The organism is Metabacillus sp. GQ13, assembly GCF_059758525.1.
The window spans coordinates 212,134-235,164 of sequence record NZ_JCAXET010000002.1 but is presented as its reverse complement, the minus strand read 5'-3'; the positions used below and the strand labels follow the sequence as shown (position 1 = coordinate 235,164).

The 23,031-nt window shown below is 36.7% G+C and carries 19 protein-coding genes; 1 reads left to right on the top strand and 18 read right to left on the bottom strand.

What is annotated here, in order from left to right:
* Positions 1 to 44: 44 nt before the first annotated feature.
* Positions 45 to 2,756, bottom strand: coding sequence for a family 78 glycoside hydrolase catalytic domain (locus AC6CHR_RS03315; RefSeq protein ID WP_498247060.1), 2,712 nt, complete (start codon positions 2,754 to 2,756; stop codon positions 45 to 47).
* Positions 2,757 to 2,992: 236 nt separating this feature from the next.
* Here AC6CHR_RS03315 and AC6CHR_RS03310 point away from each other — a divergent pair, with 236 nt between their 5' ends.
* Positions 2,993 to 4,564: an alpha-L-rhamnosidase-related protein gene (locus tag AC6CHR_RS03310; protein ID WP_498247059.1), complete on the top strand. Its 1,572-nt coding sequence runs from the start codon at positions 2,993 to 2,995 to the stop codon at positions 4,562 to 4,564.
* Between the two features lie 33 nt (positions 4,565 to 4,597).
* Here AC6CHR_RS03310 and AC6CHR_RS03305 read toward each other — a convergent pair whose 3' ends face one another.
* The 17 genes from AC6CHR_RS03305 to AC6CHR_RS03225 all read right to left on the bottom strand — a co-directional run bounded on the left by AC6CHR_RS03305 (position 4,598) and on the right by AC6CHR_RS03225 (position 23,022).
* Complete coding sequence (locus AC6CHR_RS03305; protein WP_498247058.1) at positions 4,598 to 5,584, bottom strand: AraC family transcriptional regulator; 987 nt, start codon at positions 5,582 to 5,584, stop codon at positions 4,598 to 4,600.
* Between the two features lie 193 nt (positions 5,585 to 5,777).
* Positions 5,778 to 7,034, bottom strand: coding sequence for an L-rhamnose isomerase (rhaA, locus tag AC6CHR_RS03300; protein WP_498247057.1), 1,257 nt, complete (start codon positions 7,032 to 7,034; stop codon positions 5,778 to 5,780).
* A gap of 5 nt (positions 7,035 to 7,039) precedes the next feature.
* Positions 7,040 to 8,455 carry a rhamnulokinase gene (gene rhaB / locus AC6CHR_RS03295; RefSeq protein ID WP_498247056.1) on the bottom strand — a complete coding sequence of 472 codons (1,416 nt, stop codon included), beginning with the start codon at positions 8,453 to 8,455 and terminating at the stop codon, positions 7,040 to 7,042.
* 161 nt (positions 8,456 to 8,616) lie between these two features.
* Positions 8,617 to 9,579 (bottom strand): AraC family transcriptional regulator, encoded by a 963-nt coding sequence (locus AC6CHR_RS03290; RefSeq protein ID WP_498247055.1) that lies wholly within the window; start codon positions 9,577 to 9,579, stop codon positions 8,617 to 8,619.
* Positions 9,580 to 9,659: 80 nt separating this feature from the next.
* The gene (locus AC6CHR_RS03285; protein ID WP_498247054.1) at positions 9,660 to 10,430 is read right to left on the bottom strand and encodes a DeoR/GlpR family DNA-binding transcription regulator; all 771 of its coding nucleotides are present in this window, start codon (positions 10,428 to 10,430) and stop codon (positions 9,660 to 9,662) included.
* 437 nt (positions 10,431 to 10,867) lie between these two features.
* Entirely contained in the window at positions 10,868 to 12,937 is a 2,070-nt protein-coding gene (locus AC6CHR_RS03280) for a bifunctional aldolase/short-chain dehydrogenase (RefSeq protein ID WP_498247053.1), read from the bottom strand.
* 107 nt (positions 12,938 to 13,044) lie between these two features.
* Positions 13,045 to 13,764: a LutC/YkgG family protein gene (locus AC6CHR_RS03275; RefSeq protein ID WP_498247052.1), complete on the bottom strand. Its 720-nt coding sequence runs from the start codon at positions 13,762 to 13,764 to the stop codon at positions 13,045 to 13,047.
* A gap of 2 nt (positions 13,765 to 13,766) precedes the next feature.
* Entirely contained in the window at positions 13,767 to 15,191 is a 1,425-nt protein-coding gene (locus tag AC6CHR_RS03270; protein WP_498247051.1) for a LutB/LldF family L-lactate oxidation iron-sulfur protein, read from the bottom strand.
* Positions 15,192 to 15,193: 2 nt separating this feature from the next.
* Positions 15,194 to 15,916 (bottom strand): (Fe-S)-binding protein, encoded by a 723-nt coding sequence (locus AC6CHR_RS03265; protein ID WP_498247050.1) that lies wholly within the window; start codon positions 15,914 to 15,916, stop codon positions 15,194 to 15,196.
* Between the two features lie 393 nt (positions 15,917 to 16,309).
* Complete coding sequence (locus tag AC6CHR_RS03260; protein ID WP_498247049.1) at positions 16,310 to 17,212, bottom strand: glycerophosphodiester phosphodiesterase; 903 nt, start codon at positions 17,210 to 17,212, stop codon at positions 16,310 to 16,312.
* Between the two features lie 197 nt (positions 17,213 to 17,409).
* Positions 17,410 to 18,054: a thiamine phosphate synthase gene (gene thiE / locus AC6CHR_RS03255; protein WP_498247047.1), complete on the bottom strand. Its 645-nt coding sequence runs from the start codon at positions 18,052 to 18,054 to the stop codon at positions 17,410 to 17,412.
* Between the two features lies 1 nt (position 18,055).
* On the bottom strand, positions 18,056 to 18,865 hold the full coding sequence (gene thiD / locus AC6CHR_RS03250; protein ID WP_498247046.1) for a bifunctional hydroxymethylpyrimidine kinase/phosphomethylpyrimidine kinase: 810 nt from the start codon (positions 18,863 to 18,865) through the stop codon (positions 18,056 to 18,058).
* A gap of 26 nt (positions 18,866 to 18,891) precedes the next feature.
* Complete coding sequence (gene thiM, locus AC6CHR_RS03245) at positions 18,892 to 19,698, bottom strand: hydroxyethylthiazole kinase (protein WP_498247045.1); 807 nt, start codon at positions 19,696 to 19,698, stop codon at positions 18,892 to 18,894.
* 27 nt (positions 19,699 to 19,725) lie between these two features.
* Positions 19,726 to 20,496, bottom strand: a complete 771-nt coding sequence (locus AC6CHR_RS03240) for an SDR family oxidoreductase (protein WP_498247043.1) — start codon at positions 20,494 to 20,496, stop codon at positions 19,726 to 19,728.
* On the bottom strand, positions 20,493 to 21,527 hold the full coding sequence (locus tag AC6CHR_RS03235; RefSeq protein ID WP_498247042.1) for an ABC transporter substrate-binding protein: 1,035 nt from the start codon (positions 21,525 to 21,527) through the stop codon (positions 20,493 to 20,495). Before AC6CHR_RS03235 ends, AC6CHR_RS03240 begins: the two co-directional genes overlap by 4 nt.
* Positions 21,524 to 22,279: an ABC transporter permease gene (locus AC6CHR_RS03230; protein WP_498247041.1), complete on the bottom strand. Its 756-nt coding sequence runs from the start codon at positions 22,277 to 22,279 to the stop codon at positions 21,524 to 21,526. Before AC6CHR_RS03230 ends, AC6CHR_RS03235 begins: the two co-directional genes overlap by 4 nt.
* On the bottom strand, positions 22,276 to 23,022 hold the full coding sequence (locus AC6CHR_RS03225; protein WP_498247040.1) for an ABC transporter ATP-binding protein: 747 nt from the start codon (positions 23,020 to 23,022) through the stop codon (positions 22,276 to 22,278). The genes AC6CHR_RS03230 and AC6CHR_RS03225 overlap by 4 nt, the downstream gene beginning before the upstream one ends.
* Positions 23,023 to 23,031: the final 9 nt, after the last annotated feature.

The window sequence follows — 23,031 nt, the reverse complement described above, 5'->3', positions numbered from 1 at the left end:
AGAAAGAAATTTTTATTTGGTCTATATCCAATAGAAATTTAAACCTATCGTAAAATAGATATAAATTCATATTCGCCTGAGCCAACTTGATAAATTGTTACATCATTTGCGGTCTCTATTAATTGAACATCGGTACAATCTAGGTTCTGTTCCTCACCAGGCATAAAAATTGTTGCTTTTGTATTTACAGGAATACATACTTTTAATGTAAACTTATTATTTTCAATTTTCCACTCAGACTTAATTTTCCCATGTACGGAAAGGTATTCCCCTTTTGCATAGGCTAGACCACCGCCAGGTCTTGGCTGGATATTTATTTTCTTATAACCAGGAATGTCAGAATCAACATCTATTCCAGCTACGTATCTGTACATCCATTCTCCAACGGAGCCTAACGAATAATGGTTAAACGAATTCATTTGTGCACTCTGGAACCCCTTATGATCTGTCCAGCCATCCCAACGTTCCCAAATTGTGGTCGCACCATGTTTTACTGAATATAGCCATGATGGGAATGTATCTTTGTTTAACAAATCATACGCAATATCTATATATCCGTTCTCGGATAATACAGGTAACAGATAGCCCACTCCTAAAAACCCTGTTGATAAATGACCATCATTTTTCTTAATATTATCAACTAAATGGCTAGCAACTAGTTGCTTCTGATCATCTAAAACTAACCCCATATTTAATGCTAATACATAGACTGTTTGTGTGTCTCCCTTAATTTTTCCATCAGGTGTAATATAAGCATTATTAAAGGCAAACTTAATATTCTCAAACAGATTGTTGTACTTCCTTTCATCCTCTTTCTTATCTAGAGCATGTGCAATCTTTGCCATTAGCTTTACACTGTAGGCAAAATACGCTGTGGATAACACTTCTTTAGGTGTATCAGCACCAATTGATAACCAATCACCGTATACTGTGTCATTAGGACGAAGAAAGTCTGTACTGTTAGTTTCCAGATAGGCAATCCATTTAGACATTGCATTATAGTGTTTCACAAGAACGATTTTGTCACCATACACTTGATACATCGTCCAAGGAATAACGACACCTGCATCGCCCCATCCTGGATTTCCATCTGTTAACCAATTTTCAAGTGGATGAGACACATCTCTTAAGATCGTTTCTCCATTATCATACTTTCTACTTTTAAAATCAATCCAGCCACCATCTGGAACAACATCAGTAAAGGCACCACTATCAAGCTGTGCATCTACCATATCATTAACATATTTTGTGAAGAACGTAGAAACGTCCATATTAAAGCTTGCTGTTCTAATGAAAATTTGTGCGTCACCAGTCCAGCCTAAACGCTCATCCCTTTGTGGGCAATCTGTTGGTATACTTAAGAAATTCCCACGTTGCCCCCATGTTATGTTTCTATATAACTGGTTGACCATTTCATTTGATGTTTCAAAATAACCTGTTTCTGGTGTATCAGAATGGACTACTTTCCCTTCAATGCTTATTGAACTAATAGTCTCTGGATTTTCACAAATTACTTCTACATATCTAAATCCATGATAAGTGAAATGTGGCTCATATTCTTCAACACCGTCACCACTTAGAATATAGTAGTCTACTGGATTTGCCCTTCTGAGGTTTTCAGTATACAGGCTTCCATCTCTTTCTAGCATTTCTGCATACCTTAACGTGACTTTCGTTCCTATTTCACCACTAATCGTTAATTTTGCCCAACCAATCATGTTTTGGCCCATATCAAAAATAGTTGATCGAGAAGGTGATTTTGAAATATCAATTGGTGTCATATGTTTCGTCACCCGAACTGGTGGGTCAAGTTGGGAAACAATTTCTCCATTATAGCCTTCTTTTATTAATGGTTGTTGCCATTCAGAATCATTAAATCCTGGGGAAGACCAATCATGCATTTCTAAACGTGCATCATAATACTCACCATTTATAATATCTGAATATAATATTGGACCTGTGGTCGCCTTCCATGTGTGGTCTGTTATTAACTGTTCAACAAATCCATCCTTATACGTAATATTCATATATGCTAATACATAAGGCTGCTCCCCATAAACACATGTTCCTAACATTCCTACATGTCCAGAATACCAACCTGTACCAACAATTGTACCAATCGCATTGTCTCCATCCTTTAAAAGATCCGTAACATCATAGGTTTGGTATTGAACCCTTTTGTTATAATCCGTCCAACCAGGAGCAAAGTAGGAGTCTCCAACCTTTTGATTATTAAGTTGCAGTTCATAAAGTCCTAATGCTGATATATACATTGTTGCAGATTCAATTGATTTCCTAATAGAAAATTCCTTTCGAAAATAAGTGCTTGGCATTAATTCGGAATTCGTCCATTTTTTCTGCTCTAGTGTTTCTTTTGAGGCTCCTATCCATTGACCCTTCCATTCACGCTTATCTAACAAACCCATTGACCAGTATGCCGTTTGACTCCAAGATGAAGCAACTTTATTTTTATCCCATACTCTTACTTTCCAAAAATACTTTTCCATCGATTGTAATTCTTTCCCTTTATATACGATTTGAATCGATTGATCTGAGTCGACTACACCGCTATCCCACATATTTGCATCATCATTTGCTAAATTCCCTTCATTTGTAGAAACGAGAATTTGATAGGCTGTCTGAACCTGTGAGCGTTCTGAAGAATTCAATATCCAATCAAACCTTGGTGCTAATGTATCAATCCCTAACGGATTGTTACTATATTCAATTTTTACATCCTGAATAATAAGACTCATTGTAATCCTCCTCATCTTCTATGTCCCACTTGCTCAGGATTATACTTTACAAATTTAAATAATAAGCATGGTATTATCGACAAAGTACCATGGCAATTGTGACATAAGTTCATTTATAGCTAAACCTGTAATAAGAGGAATTATACCTGTAAAACCACCATTGTTCAGGTATTATGAATGCGCTTTAATAGTACTATAAAGAAATAAACGTAATTATTTGACAGGAGGATTTAGAGATGGCTTCTATTCAAAAAATTGAAAATCAAATGATCGTTAGAAACGAAGAATTTATCTCAACAGCTGAACAATTAATACCTCAATTGATAAAAGAGACTGTAAGACCACATAGCTTAGTGAAAATCGATGGAGACTCAACTAAAATACATGGTTGGGGAACAGAAGTCCTTGATTCCACAGATAAACTCGCTGAACATGATTACGGAAAAGGTGATCAATTTATCCTTGATTTTGGGACACATTTAGTAGGTTTTCTATCAATGAAGGTCATACCGGTTGGAAGCCCACCTGATGCACCACTACATCTCAAATTTACGTTTGGGGAAATGCCTGTCGAAATGGCTGAACCATTCTCTAAATATAATGGTTGGATTAGCTCATCCTGGCTTCAGGAAGAAACGCTACATATTGATGTTATGCCTGGTCTAATCGAATTACCACGTCGTTACAGTTTTCGCTATTTGAAGGTTGAGGTTTTAGATACATCACAAAAATACCGAGTAGCTTTTGATCAAGTTCAATGTCAGACAGTTACTACTGCTGATGCCTCTCAAGTAAAAGAACTTAATCATATCGATCCAATTTTAAATAAAATTGACCAAGTAAGTATTAAAACATTACAGGATTGTATGCAAGAGGTATTTGAGGATGGTCCAAAGCGTGACCGTCGTTTATGGCTAGGTGATTTACGTTTACAGGCTCTCGCTAATTATGAAACCTTCCAAACGAACGATTTAGTAAAACGATGCTTGTATTTATTTGCAGGTGTACCAGATGAAATGGGTAGAATTGCAGCGAATTTATTTATTGCCCCTTCACTTATTGCTGATGATACCTATTTATTTGACTATTCATTATTATTTACAACAACATTGTTTGATTATTTTGAGGCAACTGAAGACCTTGAGTCGCTAACAGAGCTATGGCCACTTGCCTATAGACAAGTTGAGCTAGCAATGGAGCATTTGGATGAGAATGGAATTGTCACGGACGATGAGACATGGTGGTCATTTATAGATTGGCATGAAAACCTTAATAAACAAGCCCCTTCACAAGCTATTTTAATTCACACATTGAGAAGAACTATTAAGATGGCAGAAGTTCTCAAGAGCAATAAATTACCATTATTAGAAAAACAATTGCAAGAGGCTATAGACGCAGCACTCTCACATCTTTGGGATCAAGAAAGCGGATTTTTTGTGAGTGGTTCAGAGCGTCAGATTTCTTGGGCAACCCAAATTTGGATGGTCCATGCTGAAGTATTGGAACCTGATGATAACCGTCAGCTTATTAATCACTTGTTATCAAAGAAACCTGAAGTTGGACTTACTACACCATATATGTATCATTATCTTGTGGAAGCCCTTATTTTAGTTGGTGAAAGAGATCAAGCAATTGCTCAACTTAAAGGATATTGGGGAGAAATGATCAATGACGGAGCTGACACATTTTGGGAGTTATATGATCCAGAGAACAAAAGCTTTTCGCCATATGGTAGCTATTTAATTAATAGTTATTGTCATGCTTGGAGCTGTACTCCTACTTATTTAATTCGTAAATATGGTCTATAAGCAAAATAACCTCGTGAACTTTACAGCTCGAGGTTATTTTTTATTTTTACGAAAACGACTTGGAGTTTCACCATAATGTTCATTAAACTTACGATAAAAAAAACTTAGACTATCGTAACCAATCTGATAGGAAATATCATCAATACTTTTATCTGTATTCTTCAATAATGTTGCCGCCTGAATCATTCGCTGTGTTTGCACGAGGTCGAGAAATGTTTTTCCAGTCCTTTCTTTTAACATATTCCCGAGGTAATTCGCGTTAAAGCTAAACGTTTCTGCCAAAGAGGTTAATGTACAATTTTTATAGTTTTGTTCAATATACTGCAGGATTTCAATAATATTTGTTTTCCGTGAAGTTCTCGAGAGCACAAAGTTTTTGTCTAACTGGTAAACGCGCATAAGCTCAGTAAAAAGAATCGGCATGTAATAGTTCACCATTTCCAGCGAGTAATCGTTAGGGTCAAAATATTCACATAGCATATTTCGAATAATATATTGTAAGTTTTCATTATCATGAGAGTGGAATAATATATAGCGATCATGACGTTGATTTTCAGAAACAGCATCTGCTAGAAATCTAGATACGATCCCCTTGTTACTAAGTTGCCCCAAAAACGCCAACGAAAACGTTTCTTTTTTCATGAGAATGTTGATCAAAATATCATTTTCCCCTAGTGCAGGAAGACTGTGTGGAACATCCTTATCCAACAAACAAATTTGTCCTTTGGTCAGTTTGACTCCCTTCCCGTTTAGTATTTGATGACATTCTCCAGAATACACATAATTCATTTCAATAAATGTATGCATATGCAGCGGCATTTCAGCAAAACGGTGATGTTTACTAATAAAAATTGGGCCCCTATTAAAAAAATAGTTTTCCTGTAATCTCGGTATTGAATCTCCATTCTTCATCTGTAATTCTTGTCCGTCATAGTCGTTAATGTTTTCATTAGATACAAATTGAATTTTTTCGATCGTATCATGTTTGCGTAGAAAATGATCTAATTGTTGATGGTTCATTTTGACACCTCTTAAATAAAAAGTTTTATCTAACACTCCTATGAAAATAGTCCAACAACTACAAATTAATCAAAAAAGACTACCTCTATAAATTATACAATTAGAGATTGTTCTTTAGTAAATTTATTTATAAAATTTAGACGTCAAATAATAAAAGGAAACTAACCTCAAGATTAGTCTCCTTCCTTTCCTTCTATGATCTTTGCGAAAGTACATCCTTCTCATACTTTTTCACATCTTCTAACCAAGTTTCCTTCACCGGAACACCCATTTGCTCACAGTAATAATCCCAAATAGCCCCAAATGGATACGTTTTAAATTCTTCGATGAGAGCTAATCTATCTGTGAAGTTTCCTTCTTCTTGTAATTGTTTTAAGTGGTCATTTGGCACAAGCATTGCATTGAGTAAAGCTTTAATCATGTTACGAGTACCGATTGTCCAAGCCGCAACACGGTTAATACTTGCGTCAAAGAAATCAAGACCGATCATAACTTTGTCTAATGCATCATTACGAACAATTTCAAGAGCAATTTCTTTTAGCTCATCATCAAGTGTGACTACGTGATCGCTATCCCAACGTACTGGTCTTGAAACATGTAATGCTAACTTCTCACTATATAGAAGCATTGCAGATATTTTATTCGAAACCATTTCTGTTGGATGGTAATGTCCAGTATCTAATAGACATAGCTTGTTATTTTTTAGAGCATATCCTAAATAGAATTCGTGTGAACCAACAACATATGATTCTGATCCGATACCAAATAATTTACTTTCAACCGCATCAATATTATATCTCTCATCAATTTGCTCTTCGAAGATTTTATCTAAAGACTCTTTTAAACGTACTCTTGGTGTTAAACGGTCACTCGGTACATCTTTATAACCGTCCGGTATCCAGATATTTGTTAAGGTCGGTGTTCCGAGTTCTTTTCCGAAGTACTCGGCAATTTTACGACTCGCAATACAGTGATTGATCCAGTATTCTCTAATTTCCTGATTAGGATGTGATAATGTTAGACCATCCGCTGACTTTTCATGTGAAAACAATGTTGGATTAAAGTCCAGACCTAATCCATTCTCTTTTGCCCAATTCACCCAATTTTCAAAGTGCTTAGGTTCGAGCTGGTCTCTTTCGACTGTTTCACCGTTTGTTTCAGCATAAATAGCATGTAAGTTTACTCGGTGTTTACCAGGGATTAACGTTAGTGCTTTTTCTAGATCACTTCTTAATTCTTCAGGTGTTTTTGCTTTACCAGGATAATTCCCGGTTACATCAATTCCTCCAGACAACTCAGCTTTATTTACTTCAAACCCTCCAATATCATCACCCTGCCAGCAATGGATTGAAATTGGTACCTGTTTCAACTGTTCAAGTACTTCCTCGACATTAATGCCCCACTTCTCGTATTCCTTTTTAGCTAATTGATAGCTTTCTTTGATTGACATATTCATCATCCTCTCACTAACTGTGGATTATATTTTTTTACTTCGAAAGAATCTTTTATCATCGCTCTCGCTTGCTGGAAGTCTTCTATTTCTCTAAGGGCCAATAATTGTGCCACAATGTTCCCAATTGCTGTTGCTTCTATTGGTCCGGCACATACCTCTTTATTTGTTACATTCGCAATCATTTGATTTAGCATTTCATTTTGGCAGCCCCCTCCAATGACATTTATCTTAGAAAATCTCTTTTCGAAGATTTCCTCAATTTCTTGGATGCCATGTTTATAGCTATCTACCAAGCTATCATAAACACATTTCGCGATTTGTCCTGGTGTTAGCGGGATTTGTTGATTTGATTCTTGACAATAACGTTGAATTTCTTCAACCATGTTTTCAGGCTTTAAAAAACGATCATCATCCACATTTACAATTGATTGAAAATTTTCTTCTTCTCGAGCAAGTTCAACTAATTCTGCGAAGGAATATTTGTCGAGATAATTGCGTTTTACTTCTTGGATCATCCAAAGACCCATAATATTTTTAAGAAAACGGAAACGATAATCAATACCGCCTTCATTTGTAAAATTGTACTCAAGCGCTTTCGGAACGCAAATCGGGAAACGGTTCTCCACTCCAATTAATGACCATGTACCAGAACTAATGTAAATTGTATCATCTAGTTCAGGAACAGATATAACAGCAGAACCAGTATCATGTGTTGCAGGTAAAACAACCTTCATATCAAAACCAAACTCTGATACTAGTTCTTCTGATAATGTTCCTAGAATCGTTTTTGGAGGTAGAATTTCGTGAAACATATCTTTATTGATCCCTAATTGATCTAATATGTCATGATCCCATTTTTTTGTAAATGCGTTCACTAACTGTGTTGATGTTGCGTTTGTGTATTCGTTTGCTTTTTTACCTGTTAATAAAAAGTTAAAATAATCAGGAATCATGAGAAATGATTTTGCCCTCTCAAGAATCTCAGGAGACTTTTGTTTTAATGCATATAACTGATATATGGTATTGAATTTTTGAAATTGAATACCCGTTTCAAAATAGAGCTTATCCTTTGGAATGATGTTAAAAACCTCTTCTAGCATTCCGTCAGTTCTTGGATCGCGGTATGCAACAGCATCTGTTAAAGGCTCGTTATTTTCATCAAGTAAGACAAAGTCAACGGCCCATGTATCAATTCCGATACTTTCAGGCTTAATATCTAGATCTAGACATTTGTTTATTCCTGTCTTTATTTCGTTGAATAGCTTCTCTACATCCCAACAGAATTGCTCACCCTTTTGAACAATTTTGTTTTCAAATCGATGAATTTCGTTTAATATTAGCTTACCTTTCTCTTGATGCCCGAGAATTAATCTTCCACTAGAAGCCCCTATATCTACCGCTAAGCTATATTTACTCATAAATTTCACCTCTCTATTGAAAGCGTTTGCTATATTATATAATAAAACAGTTTTATGTAAGTTCCTATATCTTAATTTAATATTTTTACTGTCCTTATTTGCCATCCGCTTTATAATAAAAAAACTATATACCCTATTTGTGTCTTAGGTTATATAGCTAATCACTTTCTTAGTTGTTCTCTAAATTGCTTTGGAGTATATCCGTATTTGCTCTTAAATACACGATAAAAGTAACTGATATTTTCATATCCCACCTGCTCAATAATAGCTGAAATAGATAATGAGGTATTTTCTAATAATTCCTTTGCAACATTTAATCTTTTTTCCTGAAGCAATTCTTTATACGTGAATTTTGTTGCCTTTTTTATTTCCTTGCTAACCCGATAATGTGGTTGATTTAAGATTTCGGCCAGTTCATATAATGAGCCATTCTGAAAGTTCCTTTCGATATATTTTAATGATTCGACTATTAATTGATGTTTATGAGAATCTTCTTTATATCGAACCTTATCTGAATGCTTGATTAACTCAACCATCAACAAGCCCATATATAATTTAATCGTTGATTCAGACATAATCGATGGATTCATGAATTCGATGATTATTTTCCCTATTAACTCTTGAATACTTCGAATCTCTGATACAGCAAAGTAGAGATATTGTCCATTTTGAGTTTGATCAAATAGACTATTGATAAGGAAATTGGTTATTAAATTCTCGGTCGTTAAGTAAGAAAAAATAAAGGAGAAAAATTCGGGTTTTATAATAAAATTAATAATAATATCCTCTTGACCACATGATTCAAGCTCATGCTCAATATGTTGATTTAAGAAGAGAAAATCTCCTTTTTTTAATGTAAGCTTCTCATTTCCAACCGTTTGGTTAAGTGTTCCATTGAAGACATAATTGACTTCTATATAATCATGCTTGTGCTTAGGAAAATGCACGAATCTAGCATGCTTGCGTACCATAATCACTCTATTGTTACTAAGAAACTTCTCACTTTCAACAATAAAATGTTCCTTACTCGTATATAGCTCCCTATTCACTTCATTCTTTTGTTGTAGCATCAACTTTTCTTCATCTGTCAAACGCAATAATTCTTGTAAAATGTCAGATTTCATGATGATCCCTCATTTTGTCATTCTGTGTGCTTTTAAAAAACCTTAAAGAAAAAAACGAAATAGTCATTAGCTACCCCGTTTTAATCTTTAACCTCGACGGTCTTAATTTTTATACCTTTTTCTTCAAATTCTCTCCGGTACGTTTCTTTAACTTTTGAATCAGCAATTATACAAGATATTTGTTGAATATCCGTTATTTGAGCAAAAGTTCTCACACCAAATTTAGTCGAATCGACCATTAAAATTGTTTGGTCAGCTATCGACATAATTCGTCGTTTTAACAACGCCTGCCATTCATTTGAGTCACTTAATCCACTACCAACATGTACTCCCTTACAGGAAATAAACGCTTTATTTACGTGATACATGCTTAGGGACCTTTCCGCTAAAGGACCTACGAATGAAAGAGATTTTGGTTGGAGCATACCACCTGTTGAAATCACATTTACCTGTTCCTTTTTGCTGAGTTCTACCGCAACTTTTATTGAGTTCGTGAGAATTGTTAATGGTATATCCGGCATTTCTTTTGCCATATACCACGCAGTTGTACTTGCATCTAATACAATTTGATCTCCCGGTTGAATTAACTTTACAGCCTCTATGGCAATAGCCTTCTTTTCCATTGAGTTTGTTATTTCTCTCTCTGCATAAGAAACTTCTGATTGTTCTTCTTTTATACGTACAGCACCACCATGACTTCGTAGCAGCAAATTCTCTTTTTCTAATTTCTCCAGATCACGTCTTATTGTTTCTTCGGTAACTTTAAAGATCTTACTTAATTCTGTTACTCTTACACTTAATTTTTCGTTTACAACTTTAACAATTTCTCGATGTCTTTCTGCTACAAGCATCTGATATCATCCTCCCAGTCACTCACCATAAAAAAATTTATATATATGAGTTTTGAGCATACCTGCAAAAAGTCTGATAAAAGTCTTTCCCTTATACGCTTGTAAGCTCTAAACTATAATTATTGCATAGTGAATTATTAAAGCAAAGCCCCATATTGATCTAATTATTAAAAATAAATTTTATTTTATAGGCTGTTATCGCAAAGATTGTTATTTTTAAGTACAAAGGACTAATCTACACGTTTTAAGTATATCTTCTTACTCTTTTCGCTAAATTACTCTGCTATTTCTATGGACATAATTTCAATTTAGATCATAAAAATCCAAAAGGCGATTTTCATTCGTACTAGAACAACAAACTTTAGAAAAGAGGCTTATTATAAAACAAGGTGCAATAGATAAACAAATCCTATTACACCTTGACATTTAATATGATCTTATCTTGTAAATGCTGCCGGAACTCCACCATCAACTGTTAACATACAACCAGTGGTTCTGTCTGATTTAGATGAAGCAAAGAATAGAATAGATTGTGCAATATCTTTTGGATAGATATTGACTAATAATGTTGTACGCTTGCGATAGTGCTCTTCTAATTGATCAGGTTCGATACCGTAAGCTGCAGCGCGGTCTTCTCTCCAGCTAGATCCCCAAATTGCTGATCCTTGTAAAACCGCATCTGGAAGCACTGAGTTTACACGAATCCCAAACTCTCCACCTTCTGCTGCAATACATCTTGCAAGGTGGGTCTCCATTGCTTTAACAGAGCTGTATGCCGCTGCATTTTTACCAGCATAAACAGAGTTTTTCGAACCAATGAACACCATATTACCACCAGTTCCTTGAGTTTTCATTTGTTTGAATGCTTCACGTGCAACTAAGAAATAGCCAGTTCCAAGTACATTCATATTAAGGTTCCATTCTTTTAAAGATGTTTCATCAAATGGACTTGATGTAGCAAGACCCGCATTGTTTACGATCACATCTACGCCACCAAATGTTAAAGCTGTTTGTGCAAGTGCTGCTTCTACGGCTTCTTCATTTGTTACATCCATTTTAACGGCAACGGCACGATGTTCACCATACTGCTCGTTAATTTCTGCTGCTACCTTTTCGGCTCCTTCAAGATTAAGATCAGCGATGACAACATGTGCACCCTGTGAAACAAATTGACGGCAAGTTTCACTCCCGATTCCACCTGCACCACCTGTTACAAATGCTACCTTTCTTGAAAACTCTGTTTCAGCAGGAGCCAATGATAATTTGTAAAGCTCTAATGGCCAGTACTCCACATTGTAAGACTCGTTTTCATTTAATGAAACGAAGCTTCCTAGAGTAGTAGAGCCTTTCATTACGGCAATTGCACGATGGTATAAAGCGCCACTAACGTTTGCCATTGCTACATTTTTACCAGAGTTAACCATTCCTACACCAGGAATTAATATAACACGTGGTGCTGTTTCAGAAATTTGGTCCCCTTCATTTTTATTTCGATTAAAATATGCAATATATTCTTCTTTAAAGCTTTCTATTCCAGCTTTTACTTTTTCTACTAAGCTAGTAACATCCTCCGTTTGTGGATTCCAATCAATGTATAAAGGCGTCATTTTTGTATGAACTAAATGATCAGGACATGCTGCACCAACCTGTGATAGCTCTGGAGCATTAATGCTGTTTACGAATTGTAGAACATCTTCAGCATCGTCATATGTTAAAAGCATTTTCTTTTCATCACTAACTGCACCACGAATCACAGGCATAACTTGAGCTAGTACATTTTTGCGTTCTTCTACTGATAGTTCTTCGAATTTTTGTCCACCAAATACAGTTTCTTCTACTACTTTAGCTTGAATATATTGTTCTGCTTCGTTAATGACTGAAATTGTCTTTTCATAGCTTTCTAATGCAGTTTCTCCCCAAACAACTAAACCGTGCTTTTCCATTAAAACTAACTCTGCATTTGGATTATTTTTAACACCTTCAGCAATCATTTTTGATAAAGTAAAACCTGGGCGAACATATGGAACCCACACAAAACGATCCCCGTAAATTTCTTCAGCAATTTGTCGTCCATTATCCGCACAACAAACGCTGATGATTGCATCTGGATGTGTATGGTCAACATGTTTAAATGGTAGGAATGCATGCAATAGTGTTTCAATAGATGCACGAGGATGCTTGCTATCGATCATACAATGTGCAAGATACGCAACCATTTCTTCATCTGGCATTTCATCACGCTCGATTAACGGGCGAATATCATCCATTTTTAAACCAGTAAAATTTTCAGTTTTCATTGTTGCTAAATCTGATCCGCTACCTTTTACGTACATAACCTCTACATCACGGCCACGAAAATCCTTTTCAATTGTTTTCATTGAAGTATTCCCGCCGCCCCAGTTACATACAGAACGATCTGTACCAATTAAGTTAGAGCGATATACTAGTTCTTCTACTCCTTGAGTTAATGTAGCTGCTTTTCCCTTATTCCATAAACTTTGTACCATTTTGTTTTCCTCCCTTATTGTTTACATCTGTTTTTGTTTGATTATCTGCTTTTAATTATATATCATGTTTGTTTATTTTTGAATATGTTTTTTGTTTATTTTTGATATTATTTATCATTAACAAAAATATACGTTGCTTTAATTGGTCCATGAACGCCTACAACTAAGTTCAATTCAATGTCAGCACTATTACTTGGACCTGTAATAAAGTCAATACAAGAAGATATGTTTTTTCCTTCTTGTATTTGTTTGTTTATATATGAGGTAGCTTGCGTCATTCTTGGAACGAGTGTACTCTTGGGAACAATGGCAATGTAGGTTTTCGGTAATAAGCTTACAGATCTCCCTTTATTTTCACTACTAAACAAAACAACCGTTCCCGATTCTGCAAGCGTCATATCACTAAAAGTTATACCCACATCTGCTTTTTCTGCTAATTCGATATTCTTCCCTTTAAGAGCGGGATCCCAGATATGCACATCAATATTCTCATTAGGTAGATCCTTCAATAACCCTTCTTCTAAACCAAACTGTTTATGCCGCACATCGTTCCACGTGACAACACTACCAACCTCATATTGATCGAAAACTTCACGGATTTTTTGCGTAAGATCCTTTGAATTAGTTTCAATGAATTGGGTATGAATGACTTCACAATGTTTCTTTAATACTTCAACTAATTCATCTTGTGTAGCATCTTTTAACACATCATACTGAGGAGCCCTTGTCCACACTGGTTTTGATACCGCTGTTCTTCTTGGTCTGCCTAGTTTTTCTGCAACCGTACTTAAAAAAGAGTCACGATTATGGATTTGTCCTTCTGCCATTTCTATTCCCCTCCTTTGTCTCTTTTTTTATACCAATCTCTGAATCTTTCTTTATTAGGTGCTGGAAAATCACGAACATCTGTCCATGGCTTCATTGGCCCAGGTCCTTTTTGAATACTATTTGCCTGTGTAAATGGTGCCATAACCGTTGACGCGGATTTCGTTCCTGCCTTATAAATACTTGGTGAACTAGCAGCTAATTGATAGCCCTTCATCGCAAGCTTTTCTGCAAATGGTGATTTCTTCTCATCCTCTACAATTTTTCTTCTATGTTTAATTAATAATTCATGAAGTGGTATTTTCACTGGACACACATCTGTACATGCCGCACATAAAGAGGATGCATATGGAAGCTCTTTATAGTCCTCATATCCTCCTAATAATGGTGTTAACACGGCACCAATTGGTCCTGCATAGATAGAACCGTATGAATGGCCACCAATATGTCGGTAAACAGGACATACATTGACACACGCTGCACAACGGATACAATTTAGGGCACTTTGAAACTCTGTACCTAGAATTTTTGACCGACCATTATCAACAATGACAAGGTGAAATTCCTCTGGTCCATCAACTTCTCCATCAGCTTTAGGACCTGTTAAACCTGTTATATAGCTTGTAAGCTTTTGTCCAACAGAACTTCTACAAAGTAAACTTACCATGATATCAAGCTCTTCCCATGTAGGGACAATGCGTTCCATGCCCATCACGGTAATTTGCGTTTTAGGTAAAGCGGTTATAAGTCCAGCATTACCTTCATTCGTGACAAGACTAATCGATCCAGATTCTGCAACTGCAAAATTACAGCCTGTTATTCCTAGATCTGCACTAAGAAATTCTTGACGTAGTTGCTCTCTTGCAAAAAGGGCAAGCTCTTCGGGTATTTCTGACTTATCATAGCCGCGCTTTTCTTTAAACGTATCACGAATTTGTTCTTTATTTTTATGAAGTGCTGGCACAACAATATGTGAGGGTGGATCATGGTCATCAAGCTGAAGTATGTATTCCCCTAAATCCGTTTCAATGACCTCACAACCAGCCTCTTCTAATGCACCATTTAAATTAATTTCTTCCGTTACCATTGACTTCGATTTCACTACCTTTTTTGCTTGTTTTTCTTTTGCTATATTGGTAATATACTCATTTGCTTCTTCCTTTGTTGAAGCAAAAAAGACATGGCCACCGCGCTTTGTGACATTGTCACTAAGCTGTTCTAAATAATAATCAAGATTTTCAAGCGTGTGCGTTCTAATTTCCTCACCAAGCATTCGCCATTCTTCCCAGTTACCAAGTTCTTCAGTAGCCGTCTGTCTCTTTCCTTGCATTCTCTCTTGAGCAGAAGCAACAGCATTTCTCATAAATGTATTTTGAACACCTTTATCTACACGTTCAAAAAACTTATCCTCGCCAATTTTCATTGCCATAATTACTTCACCTCACTATTCAATACTTCAGCAATATGCATAACCTTGATTTGTTTCCCTTTTCGATTTATACGTCCTCCGATATTCATTAAGCAACCGCAATCAGCACCAATTAGAATTTCTGCTCCAGTTTCTTCAATATGCTGCACTTTTTCATCGACCATTTGCTCTGAAATTGGCACCATTTTCACAGAAAACGTCCCTCCGAACCCACAACAATCATGACTATTTGTAAGTGGTCTAACTTCCAAGCCCTCTACATGATCTAAAAGTTTTCCAGGTGCATCCTTTACACCAAGTAAACGTGTCATATGACATGATTTATGGAGAGTTGCACATGCTGGCAAACTAGCATTCACGTTTTCTACCTTTAATACATCAACTATAAATTGGGTCAATTCATATGATTTACTTGCTAAAACCTCTGCTTTTTCCTTCCATTTTGGTTCATTTTCAAACAAATGACTATATTCGTGAAGCATAGCCACACATGAGCCAGAAGGACCTACTACATAATCCGACTTCTCAAAGGTCCGAATCATATGTTTCGCTACTTCTTTTGTTTCCTTATGATAACCACTATTATATGCAGGCTGACCACAGCATGTTTGTTGTTCTGGAAAATCAACTTCACAGCCTAGTTTTTCTAGCAACTCGACAGTGTGTCTTCCAACGTTTGAGTAAAAGACATCTGCTAGACATGTAATAAATAAAGATACTTTCATTTTCATTCCCCCATTTATTTAGGAGTAGCTTCCTTTTTTTTGAGTATACTACTTTTCCACAGAATAATCATCCGTTTTTATTTGATATTATATGTTTTTGTTTTTGTAATATGTTTGTTTATCTTTATTTTTGTCTAATTTATTGGTTTTTAATGACGATATCTTATAAAATCAGATAGGGAACATCATTCTGCACACCATTCTTTTCTCTATGCTTTTTAAGTGAAAAAAACAAGCAACATTGGAAAAGTTGCTTGTTCTTCTAACCTATACATATATCTTAACAAGTGAATCGAAAGGTAGATTTGTCGCTTTTGTCCAATCGAAGATAAATCTCCAAAATATAGGATAAGAAAAAAACTAGTAGAAAATAAATCTACTAGTTTTTCCCTCTTATTTCTTACTAGTAAATTCCTTTAAAACATCATGAAAGAGGTCTGGGAAATTCGTAAATATACCGTTTACTCCCCACTGTAAGGCCTTTTTCATATCATCCTTCGAATTTATTGTATAAGGATGAATTTGAAGACCGCTCTCTCTAACCTTTTCTACATATTCCTGGTCGATTCGTTTAAAATTCGGACCCACACCCACAGCATATTCTTTTATAGTAGCTACTTGCAAATCAGTAATGGATGCTGGGCTCGAGTACGATAGAAGCTGTACTAATGGAATGTTTGAGTTGAGTTTATTTATCTTTATTAAACTTTCTGAACTGAAGGACTGGATGATCACATGACTTGAACGGCCATTAACACCTGTTAGTTTATATTTTTCTAGCAATTCAAGTAGTTTCTCCTCCATACCTGGATAAACAGACGGTGATTTTGTTTCAATATAGTAGTCAGCACCTCGACCAAACGTTTCAAACACTTCTTCTACTGTTGGCACTTGGAGCCCCTCGTATTCTTCTTTTGCAGATTGAGGATAGGTTTCATTAAACCATGATCCTGCGTCTAACTTCTTAATTTCTTCGAGTGTCATGTTTTTGACTAATCCAGTTCCGTTTGTTGTACGATCGACTTTTTCATCATGCATTGCGATAAGGTGTCCATCCTTTGTCATTTGAAGGTCAATTTCGATATAATTCCCTTTCATTTTCTCGCCCAACAGATAAGATTCCATTGTGTGCTCTGGTGCATGGCCTGATGCACCACGATGGGCAACATTTAATAGCTTAGTATCTGGTGTTGGTGAGTTTGACTGATCAGATGCAAGAGCACCAGGTAAACCTGTATGTAGGGCAAATCCAAACACCAAACAAAGTATTCCCGTTCTTTTTAATTGTTTTATCATTCTACTTTTCACTCCTTTATGTAAGTACAACTCTCACATTAAAGGTAGAATGTAAATTTTAGAATAATAGAATGTAAAAGATAGATTTACATTCACAATCAGGAAAATAAGACTATTTATAACTAAATTCTATTCTCCTACTATTTAGATAGAACTAGGAATTTTCTCTTATTTCCAGGGGACTGTCCCCGTCGATCTCAAATCTTTTTTAGTTCACTAACCTTTTCCACTGGATCTTTTGCTAGACTTATTGCTGTAATGACTGCGACACCGTCTCCCCCACTTGTTATGACAGGTGGAGCGTTTCCTGCTGTAATTCCACCGATCCCGACAATTGGTATGTCAATGTCATGGCAACGAACTTCTTGGATAAGAGTTGTTCCTTGAGCGGCTTTTGCATCTTCCTTCGTTGTAGTTGAGTAGATCGGTCCAATTCCGACGTAATCCGCACCTTCAGCTATTGCTTTTTCCACTTCTGCAAGGGAGTGAGTAGAGACACCGAGAATTTTGTCTCCTATTTTCTGTCTGACCGCTTCGGCTGAGTCATCATCTTGCCCGATATGTATCCCGTCTGCATCAAGTGAAAGTGCTAATTCAACATCATCGTTCACAATAAATGGAATATTGTTTTCATTACAAATGGCTTGTAGTTGTTTGGCAAACTGATATTTTTCATCTCCAGTATAGGCACCTGACCCTTTTTCCCGAAACTGAAAGAGGGTAATTCCTCCTTTAATCGCTTGTTCAAGGACATATGTTGGGTCCTTTTGGCAATTATTACTTCCCATGATGAAATAGACGTTCAACAACTTTCTCATCTGTTCTTTAGAGATCCTTGACAAACTATTTCCCCCCTCTTAGTCTATTTTGATAAGCCCAATGATTAGTTGGTCCATGACCACTGCCGATTTCTAGATCGTCTTCAATCGCTGCTTGAATAAAGAGTTTCGCTGTTACAACCGCCTGCTTAACTGATTTTCCTTTTGCTAACTCTGCTGTCACTGCAGCGGCAAAGGTACACCCGGTGCCATGTGTATTTTTCGTTTCTATACGTTTCCCTTTAAAATAAGTAAACTCGAGTCCATCATATAAAATGTCAACTAACTCAGTTTGTTTGCCATGGCCACCTTTCATGACAACATGTTTAGCTCCTAGCTGATGTATTCGTTTTGCTGCTTCTAAACGATCATCTATTGTATCGATACTCATTTCTGCTAACACTTCTGCTTCAGGTATATTCGGTGTTATAACCATAGCTAAAGGTATGAGCTGTTCTTTCATCGCAACGATCGCTTCATCTTTTAGTAAGGAAGCTCCTCCTTTTGCAATCATAACGGGGTCGATAACAATATTTTCCCACTTAAACCTATCGATACATGCAGAAACAGCATGAATGATCTCACTGCTAAACAACATGCCCGTTTTGACTGCGCTTGTACCTATATCTATACCAATTGCCTCGATTTGCTTAACGACTGCCTCAACAGATAAAGGGTACACACCATGAACACCAAGTGTATTTTGTGCTGTCACTGCTGTGATCGCTGACATACCAAACACATTTAACTCTTGAAAGGTTTTTAAATCTGCTTGAATGCCTGCACCACCGCCACTATCTGAACCTGCAATTGTTAATGCCTTGCCTATTGTCATTTTTTCCAGCCTCCCTCACTCACCTATTACAATTTTTCTACATTTGCATATTTGCGTATTTCTTCAGATGAAATGCTGGCTAATTTATTTAGCAATTGAATTTGAAAGCTTCCCGGCCCCTCTTCTGCTGTTTGTTTTGCTGATAGTTCTGCCGTAACACCATATGTTGCAAGAGCCGATACTGATGCGAGCAGCAAATCCTTTTCAACAGCTGAAAAGGCGCCAATGACCGAACTTAATAAACAACCAGCTCCTGTTACTTTCGTTAAGATCGGATGGCCATTGTGAACAACATAAGTCGTTTCTCCATCTGTTATTACATCATCTTTTCCAGTAATCACTACAGTCGTATGAAGCTTTTTTGCTGCGATTTGGGCTAATTCAACTGTATTGCCAGTCCCTTCACCAGCATCTACTCCTTTGATCGCCCATTTTTCTCCAATCACATTCGATACCTCAGCTGCATTTCCTCTTAAGATGGAAATGGATAATTCCTTTACGATTCGTCGTGATGTTTCAGTTCGGTACGGAGTAGCACCTGCACCAACTGGATCAAAAATAATAGGTACACCATGTTCATTTGCTGACTTTCCTGCAATAATCATTGCCTCGATTTCATCATGTGACAGTGTTCCGATGTTCACAACAAGGGCACCTGCAATCTTTGCCATATCTGCCACTTCTTCTTTTGCATAAGCCATTACAGGTGAGGCTCCTAATGCTAAAAGTCCATTCGCCGTAAAATTTGTTACAACGACATTTGTAATGTTATGTACAAGTGGATTTAACTTTCTAACCTTTTTTAACGTATTTTCGATTTGTACTGTGTCCATTTTTATTTAGTCCTTTCTTTACCCTTTTCACTTCATCACAAGTCCACCGTCCACAAACAGTGTCTGTCCTGTCATAAATTTGCTCCACTCAGAAGCTAAAAATAAAACTGGCCCTTCGATATCACTTGGGGAAGCAAGTCTTCTTAAAGGTGTTTGAGAAATAATCATTTCTTTTACGTCCTCTTTTGTATCCCGGCTAGCATCGGTTGGATAGACAAGTCCTGGTGCGACACAATTCACTCGAATTCCAAAAGCTCCTAGCTCAGCAGCTAAATTTTTACTATAACCAACTAAAGCAGATTTAGCCGTTGTATAGTCTAGATAGGGGATAATAGGACGTTCGACTAAATTACTTACCATATTAATAATGCTTCCTTGTGCTTGTTTTTTCATTGTAGGAAGCACTGCTTGACATACATAATAGGTAGAACGTAATGTTCCATCTAGTTGTTCCTGGTAATCTTCCCAGGTTAATTGCCAAGCTAATTTGCGTTGGTCAGGATTAAAGAAATATGGTTTAAATGCATTGTTCACAACAACATCAATCTTGCCTGTTTCAAGTAGGATTTCATCCACCATCTCATTCACGGCTTGCTCTTTGGTAACGTCTGCTTGAATCGCCCATGAATCACCACCAAGTTCAATGCACGTTGAAACAACCTTTTCAGCAGCTGCTTGATTTTGCAGATAGTTGACTACAACAGTAGCCCCTTCCCTAGCAAAACCTTGTGCAAGTGACTCCCCAATCCCACGGCTTGATCCAGTAACAAGTACAACTTTTTTTTGGAATTTCATCATCTATCTCCTGTTATTTTTTTTTGAATGAGTTCTTCCGTTACAATTTCCTCCATGTTAAGTGAGTTTTCAACCATACCTAATCGCTTATAAGTATCTGCCGACTCCTGAAGCACTTCTATATCAAATGAACCAAGTCCTCTTTCATCTGTTGTCGCCGAGATGCTTGAGGCATTTCGAATAGTAATAATCTCTATATTATTCGTTTCCTCTTTCCCGTCTATTGCATATTTTACTGCTAAAGTTGCTGCTTCCTCTGGATTGTTTATCATCCATTCAGCACTGTTTTTATAGCCGACTAAAAAACTTTGTAAAAGCTGTTTTTTCTTCTGGTATGTTTCCTCGGTTACAACAAAGACATCACTTGGAAAGTTTAAGAAGTCTTTGACCTCTATAACATTCACTTCTCCAAGTCCTTTTTGTTTACCCGTATATAATCCCGTGTCAGTAGCAGCTGTCGCATCGACCTGTCCTTGCATTAATGGAGCAAAATTTAATAATCCAGTTTCAACAATTTTCACATCAGCTTCTGTTAAGCCAGCCTCATGTAACAACACTAATAAATTTTGTCTAGTTCCACTTGAAAGACTATACACGCCAATTGTTTTTCCCTTTAAATCTTCTGGCTTTGTAATATTTTCCTCCTTTAATGAAACAATGTTAAAAACATTTTGAGGATAGATATTGTAAATAACTCTTAATTTCTCTCCTTTGTCTAAGGCAAAGAAAAGGGAGCCTGGGTCTGTAAAAGCAATATCAGCTTGTCCAGAAATGATGTTTTTTATGGCATCTCCTCCACCAGCACCAGGAATAAATGTCATGTTTAACCCTTGTTCCTCGAAGAATTTCTTCTCTTCTTCTACAAGTAAATTAGTTTGCTCTGTGATTGGTTGACTCCAGCTCGCCACACGAATTTCTTCTAATGCCTCTTCATTTGCCTTTGGTTCTTCTTGTGCTGGTTCAGTTGAACCATTATTACATGCTGTTAAAATGGATAAAAGAACGACGACCAGGATATTCATGATTGCTTTCATCTTTTTGTCTCCTTCATCATTGGCTTTAAAAGCCATTTTTCTAATAAATGAACGACCTCATAAAGAATCATTCCTAAGGAAGTCAGTAAAATAAGGATGGCAAACATCAGTGGTGTATCCATCATTCCTTGAGATGCGATAATCATTGCGCCTAAGCCTTCACTGCCTCCAATAAACTCACCAACAACAGCTCCAACAATTGCTAAGACAACAGCCACTCGAAATCCAGCAAAAATGCCAGGCAAGCCCGCAGGGAGTTTAAGATGGATTAATGTTTGCCATTTTGTAGCATTCAACACGCGAAATAACTCTTTCTTATTCAAATCTGTCTGTTGAATCGACGTCATTGTATTTTCCAACAAGGGAAAAAAGCATATAAGTGCTGTAATCACAACTTTAGACGTCATTCCAAACCCGAACCATAAAATGAATAAAGGTGCTAAAGCAAGCTTTGGAACAGCTTGACTAGCAATCACATAGGGAAGAAGAAGGCGACGTATAAATTGATTTTCACCCATTAGAATACCGGTTAGTAATCCTAAAAGACTTCCAAAAAAAAGTCCTAACAAGACTTCTAAGATAGTACGGTAAATATGTGGTAATAAATAACCCGTGACCATTCCTTCCCATAGCACAACTACAACAACTGAAGGTGCTGGCAAAATAAGCTCTGACATTGAGCTTGCTATTATCTCCCAACATACTATCAAAACAATGAAAAGAAGAAATGAATAAAGTTGATGCTTTCTCATACTCTTCCTCCATTCATTGCATTTCTTACCCTCAAGCAATCTTCGTTAAATGCCGAACTATATCTGTCAGCTGCGCTACGTGATTTTGTGCCCGTCACTTTTAAATCATAAGTGATTGCCCCAGCACTCATCACAGCAACGCGATCGGATAAATAAACGGCCTCAGATATATCATGAGTAATAAATAATACGGTCATCTTATGATGCTGGCAAAGGGTTAAAAGGTCATCCTGTAGATCTTCTCTTGTAAGGGCGTCTAATGCTGCAAAAGGCTCGTCCAAATAGAGCATGGAAGGATTTTTTATAAGTGCACGTGCAATTGCTACTCTACTTTGCTGTCCTCCAGAAAGTTCTGAAGGGTAGTGATGATCGTAACCATCTAGCTTCATCATATTTAATAATTTTTTTGCTCGTTCACATTCTTCTGTCGTTGGTCTTCTTTTCAGCTTGATAGGCAGGAGGACATTTTCAACCACTGTTTTCCATTCCAATAAAGTTGGCGACTGAAAAACATAGCCAATCTCAGAGGATGGCTTCACTACTTTCTCTTTCCCTAAGTAGACCGCTCCTTGATTGGGCTGTAATAGTCCCGATGCTAGTTTTAATAGGGTTGTTTTACCGCATCCGCTTCTACCTAATAAACTGTGAAACTCCCCTTGTTTAATCTCCCATGACGTATCTTCGATAATTGTTTTTTCCCCTTCGTAACTATATGTTACGTTGTCAATGACTAAAAAACTCATGCTGTCATC

What these genes read in the sequence shown, in the direction of transcription:
- AC6CHR_RS03315 (WP_498247060.1), bottom strand. Translation starts at nt 2,756, where the DNA reads ATGAGTCTTATTATTCAGGATGTAAAAATTGAATATAGTAACAATCCG.
- AC6CHR_RS03310 (WP_498247059.1), top strand. Translation starts at nt 2,993, where the DNA reads ATGGCTTCTATTCAAAAAATTGAAAATCAAATGATCGTTAGAAACGAA.
- AC6CHR_RS03305 (WP_498247058.1), bottom strand. Translation starts at nt 5,584, where the DNA reads ATGAACCATCAACAATTAGATCATTTTCTACGCAAACATGATACGATC.
- rhaA (WP_498247057.1), bottom strand. Translation starts at nt 7,034, where the DNA reads ATGTCAATCAAAGAAAGCTATCAATTAGCTAAAAAGGAATACGAGAAG.
- rhaB (WP_498247056.1), bottom strand. Translation starts at nt 8,455, where the DNA reads ATGAGTAAATATAGCTTAGCGGTAGATATAGGGGCTTCTAGTGGAAGA.
- AC6CHR_RS03290 (WP_498247055.1), bottom strand. Translation starts at nt 9,579, where the DNA reads ATGAAATCTGACATTTTACAAGAATTATTGCGTTTGACAGATGAAGAA.
- AC6CHR_RS03285 (WP_498247054.1), bottom strand. Translation starts at nt 10,430, where the DNA reads ATGCTTGTAGCAGAAAGACATCGAGAAATTGTTAAAGTTGTAAACGAA.
- AC6CHR_RS03280 (WP_498247053.1), bottom strand. Translation starts at nt 12,937, where the DNA reads ATGGTACAAAGTTTATGGAATAAGGGAAAAGCAGCTACATTAACTCAA.
- AC6CHR_RS03275 (WP_498247052.1), bottom strand. Translation starts at nt 13,764, where the DNA reads ATGGCAGAAGGACAAATCCATAATCGTGACTCTTTTTTAAGTACGGTT.
- AC6CHR_RS03270 (WP_498247051.1), bottom strand. Translation starts at nt 15,191, where the DNA reads ATGGCAATGAAAATTGGCGAGGATAAGTTTTTTGAACGTGTAGATAAA.
- AC6CHR_RS03265 (WP_498247050.1), bottom strand. Translation starts at nt 15,916, where the DNA reads ATGAAAGTATCTTTATTTATTACATGTCTAGCAGATGTCTTTTACTCA.
- AC6CHR_RS03260 (WP_498247049.1), bottom strand. Translation starts at nt 17,212, where the DNA reads ATGATAAAACAATTAAAAAGAACGGGAATACTTTGTTTGGTGTTTGGA.
- thiD (WP_498247046.1), bottom strand. Translation starts at nt 18,865, where the DNA reads ATGACAATAGGCAAGGCATTAACAATTGCAGGTTCAGATAGTGGCGGT.
- thiM (WP_498247045.1), bottom strand. Translation starts at nt 19,698, where the DNA reads ATGGACACAGTACAAATCGAAAATACGTTAAAAAAGGTTAGAAAGTTA.
- AC6CHR_RS03240 (WP_498247043.1), bottom strand. Translation starts at nt 20,496, where the DNA reads ATGATGAAATTCCAAAAAAAAGTTGTACTTGTTACTGGATCAAGCCGT.
- AC6CHR_RS03235 (WP_498247042.1), bottom strand. Translation starts at nt 21,527, where the DNA reads ATGAAAGCAATCATGAATATCCTGGTCGTCGTTCTTTTATCCATTTTA.
- AC6CHR_RS03230 (WP_498247041.1), bottom strand. Translation starts at nt 22,279, where the DNA reads ATGAGAAAGCATCAACTTTATTCATTTCTTCTTTTCATTGTTTTGATA.
- AC6CHR_RS03225 (WP_498247040.1), bottom strand. Translation starts at nt 23,022, where the DNA reads ATGAGTTTTTTAGTCATTGACAACGTAACATATAGTTACGAAGGGGAA.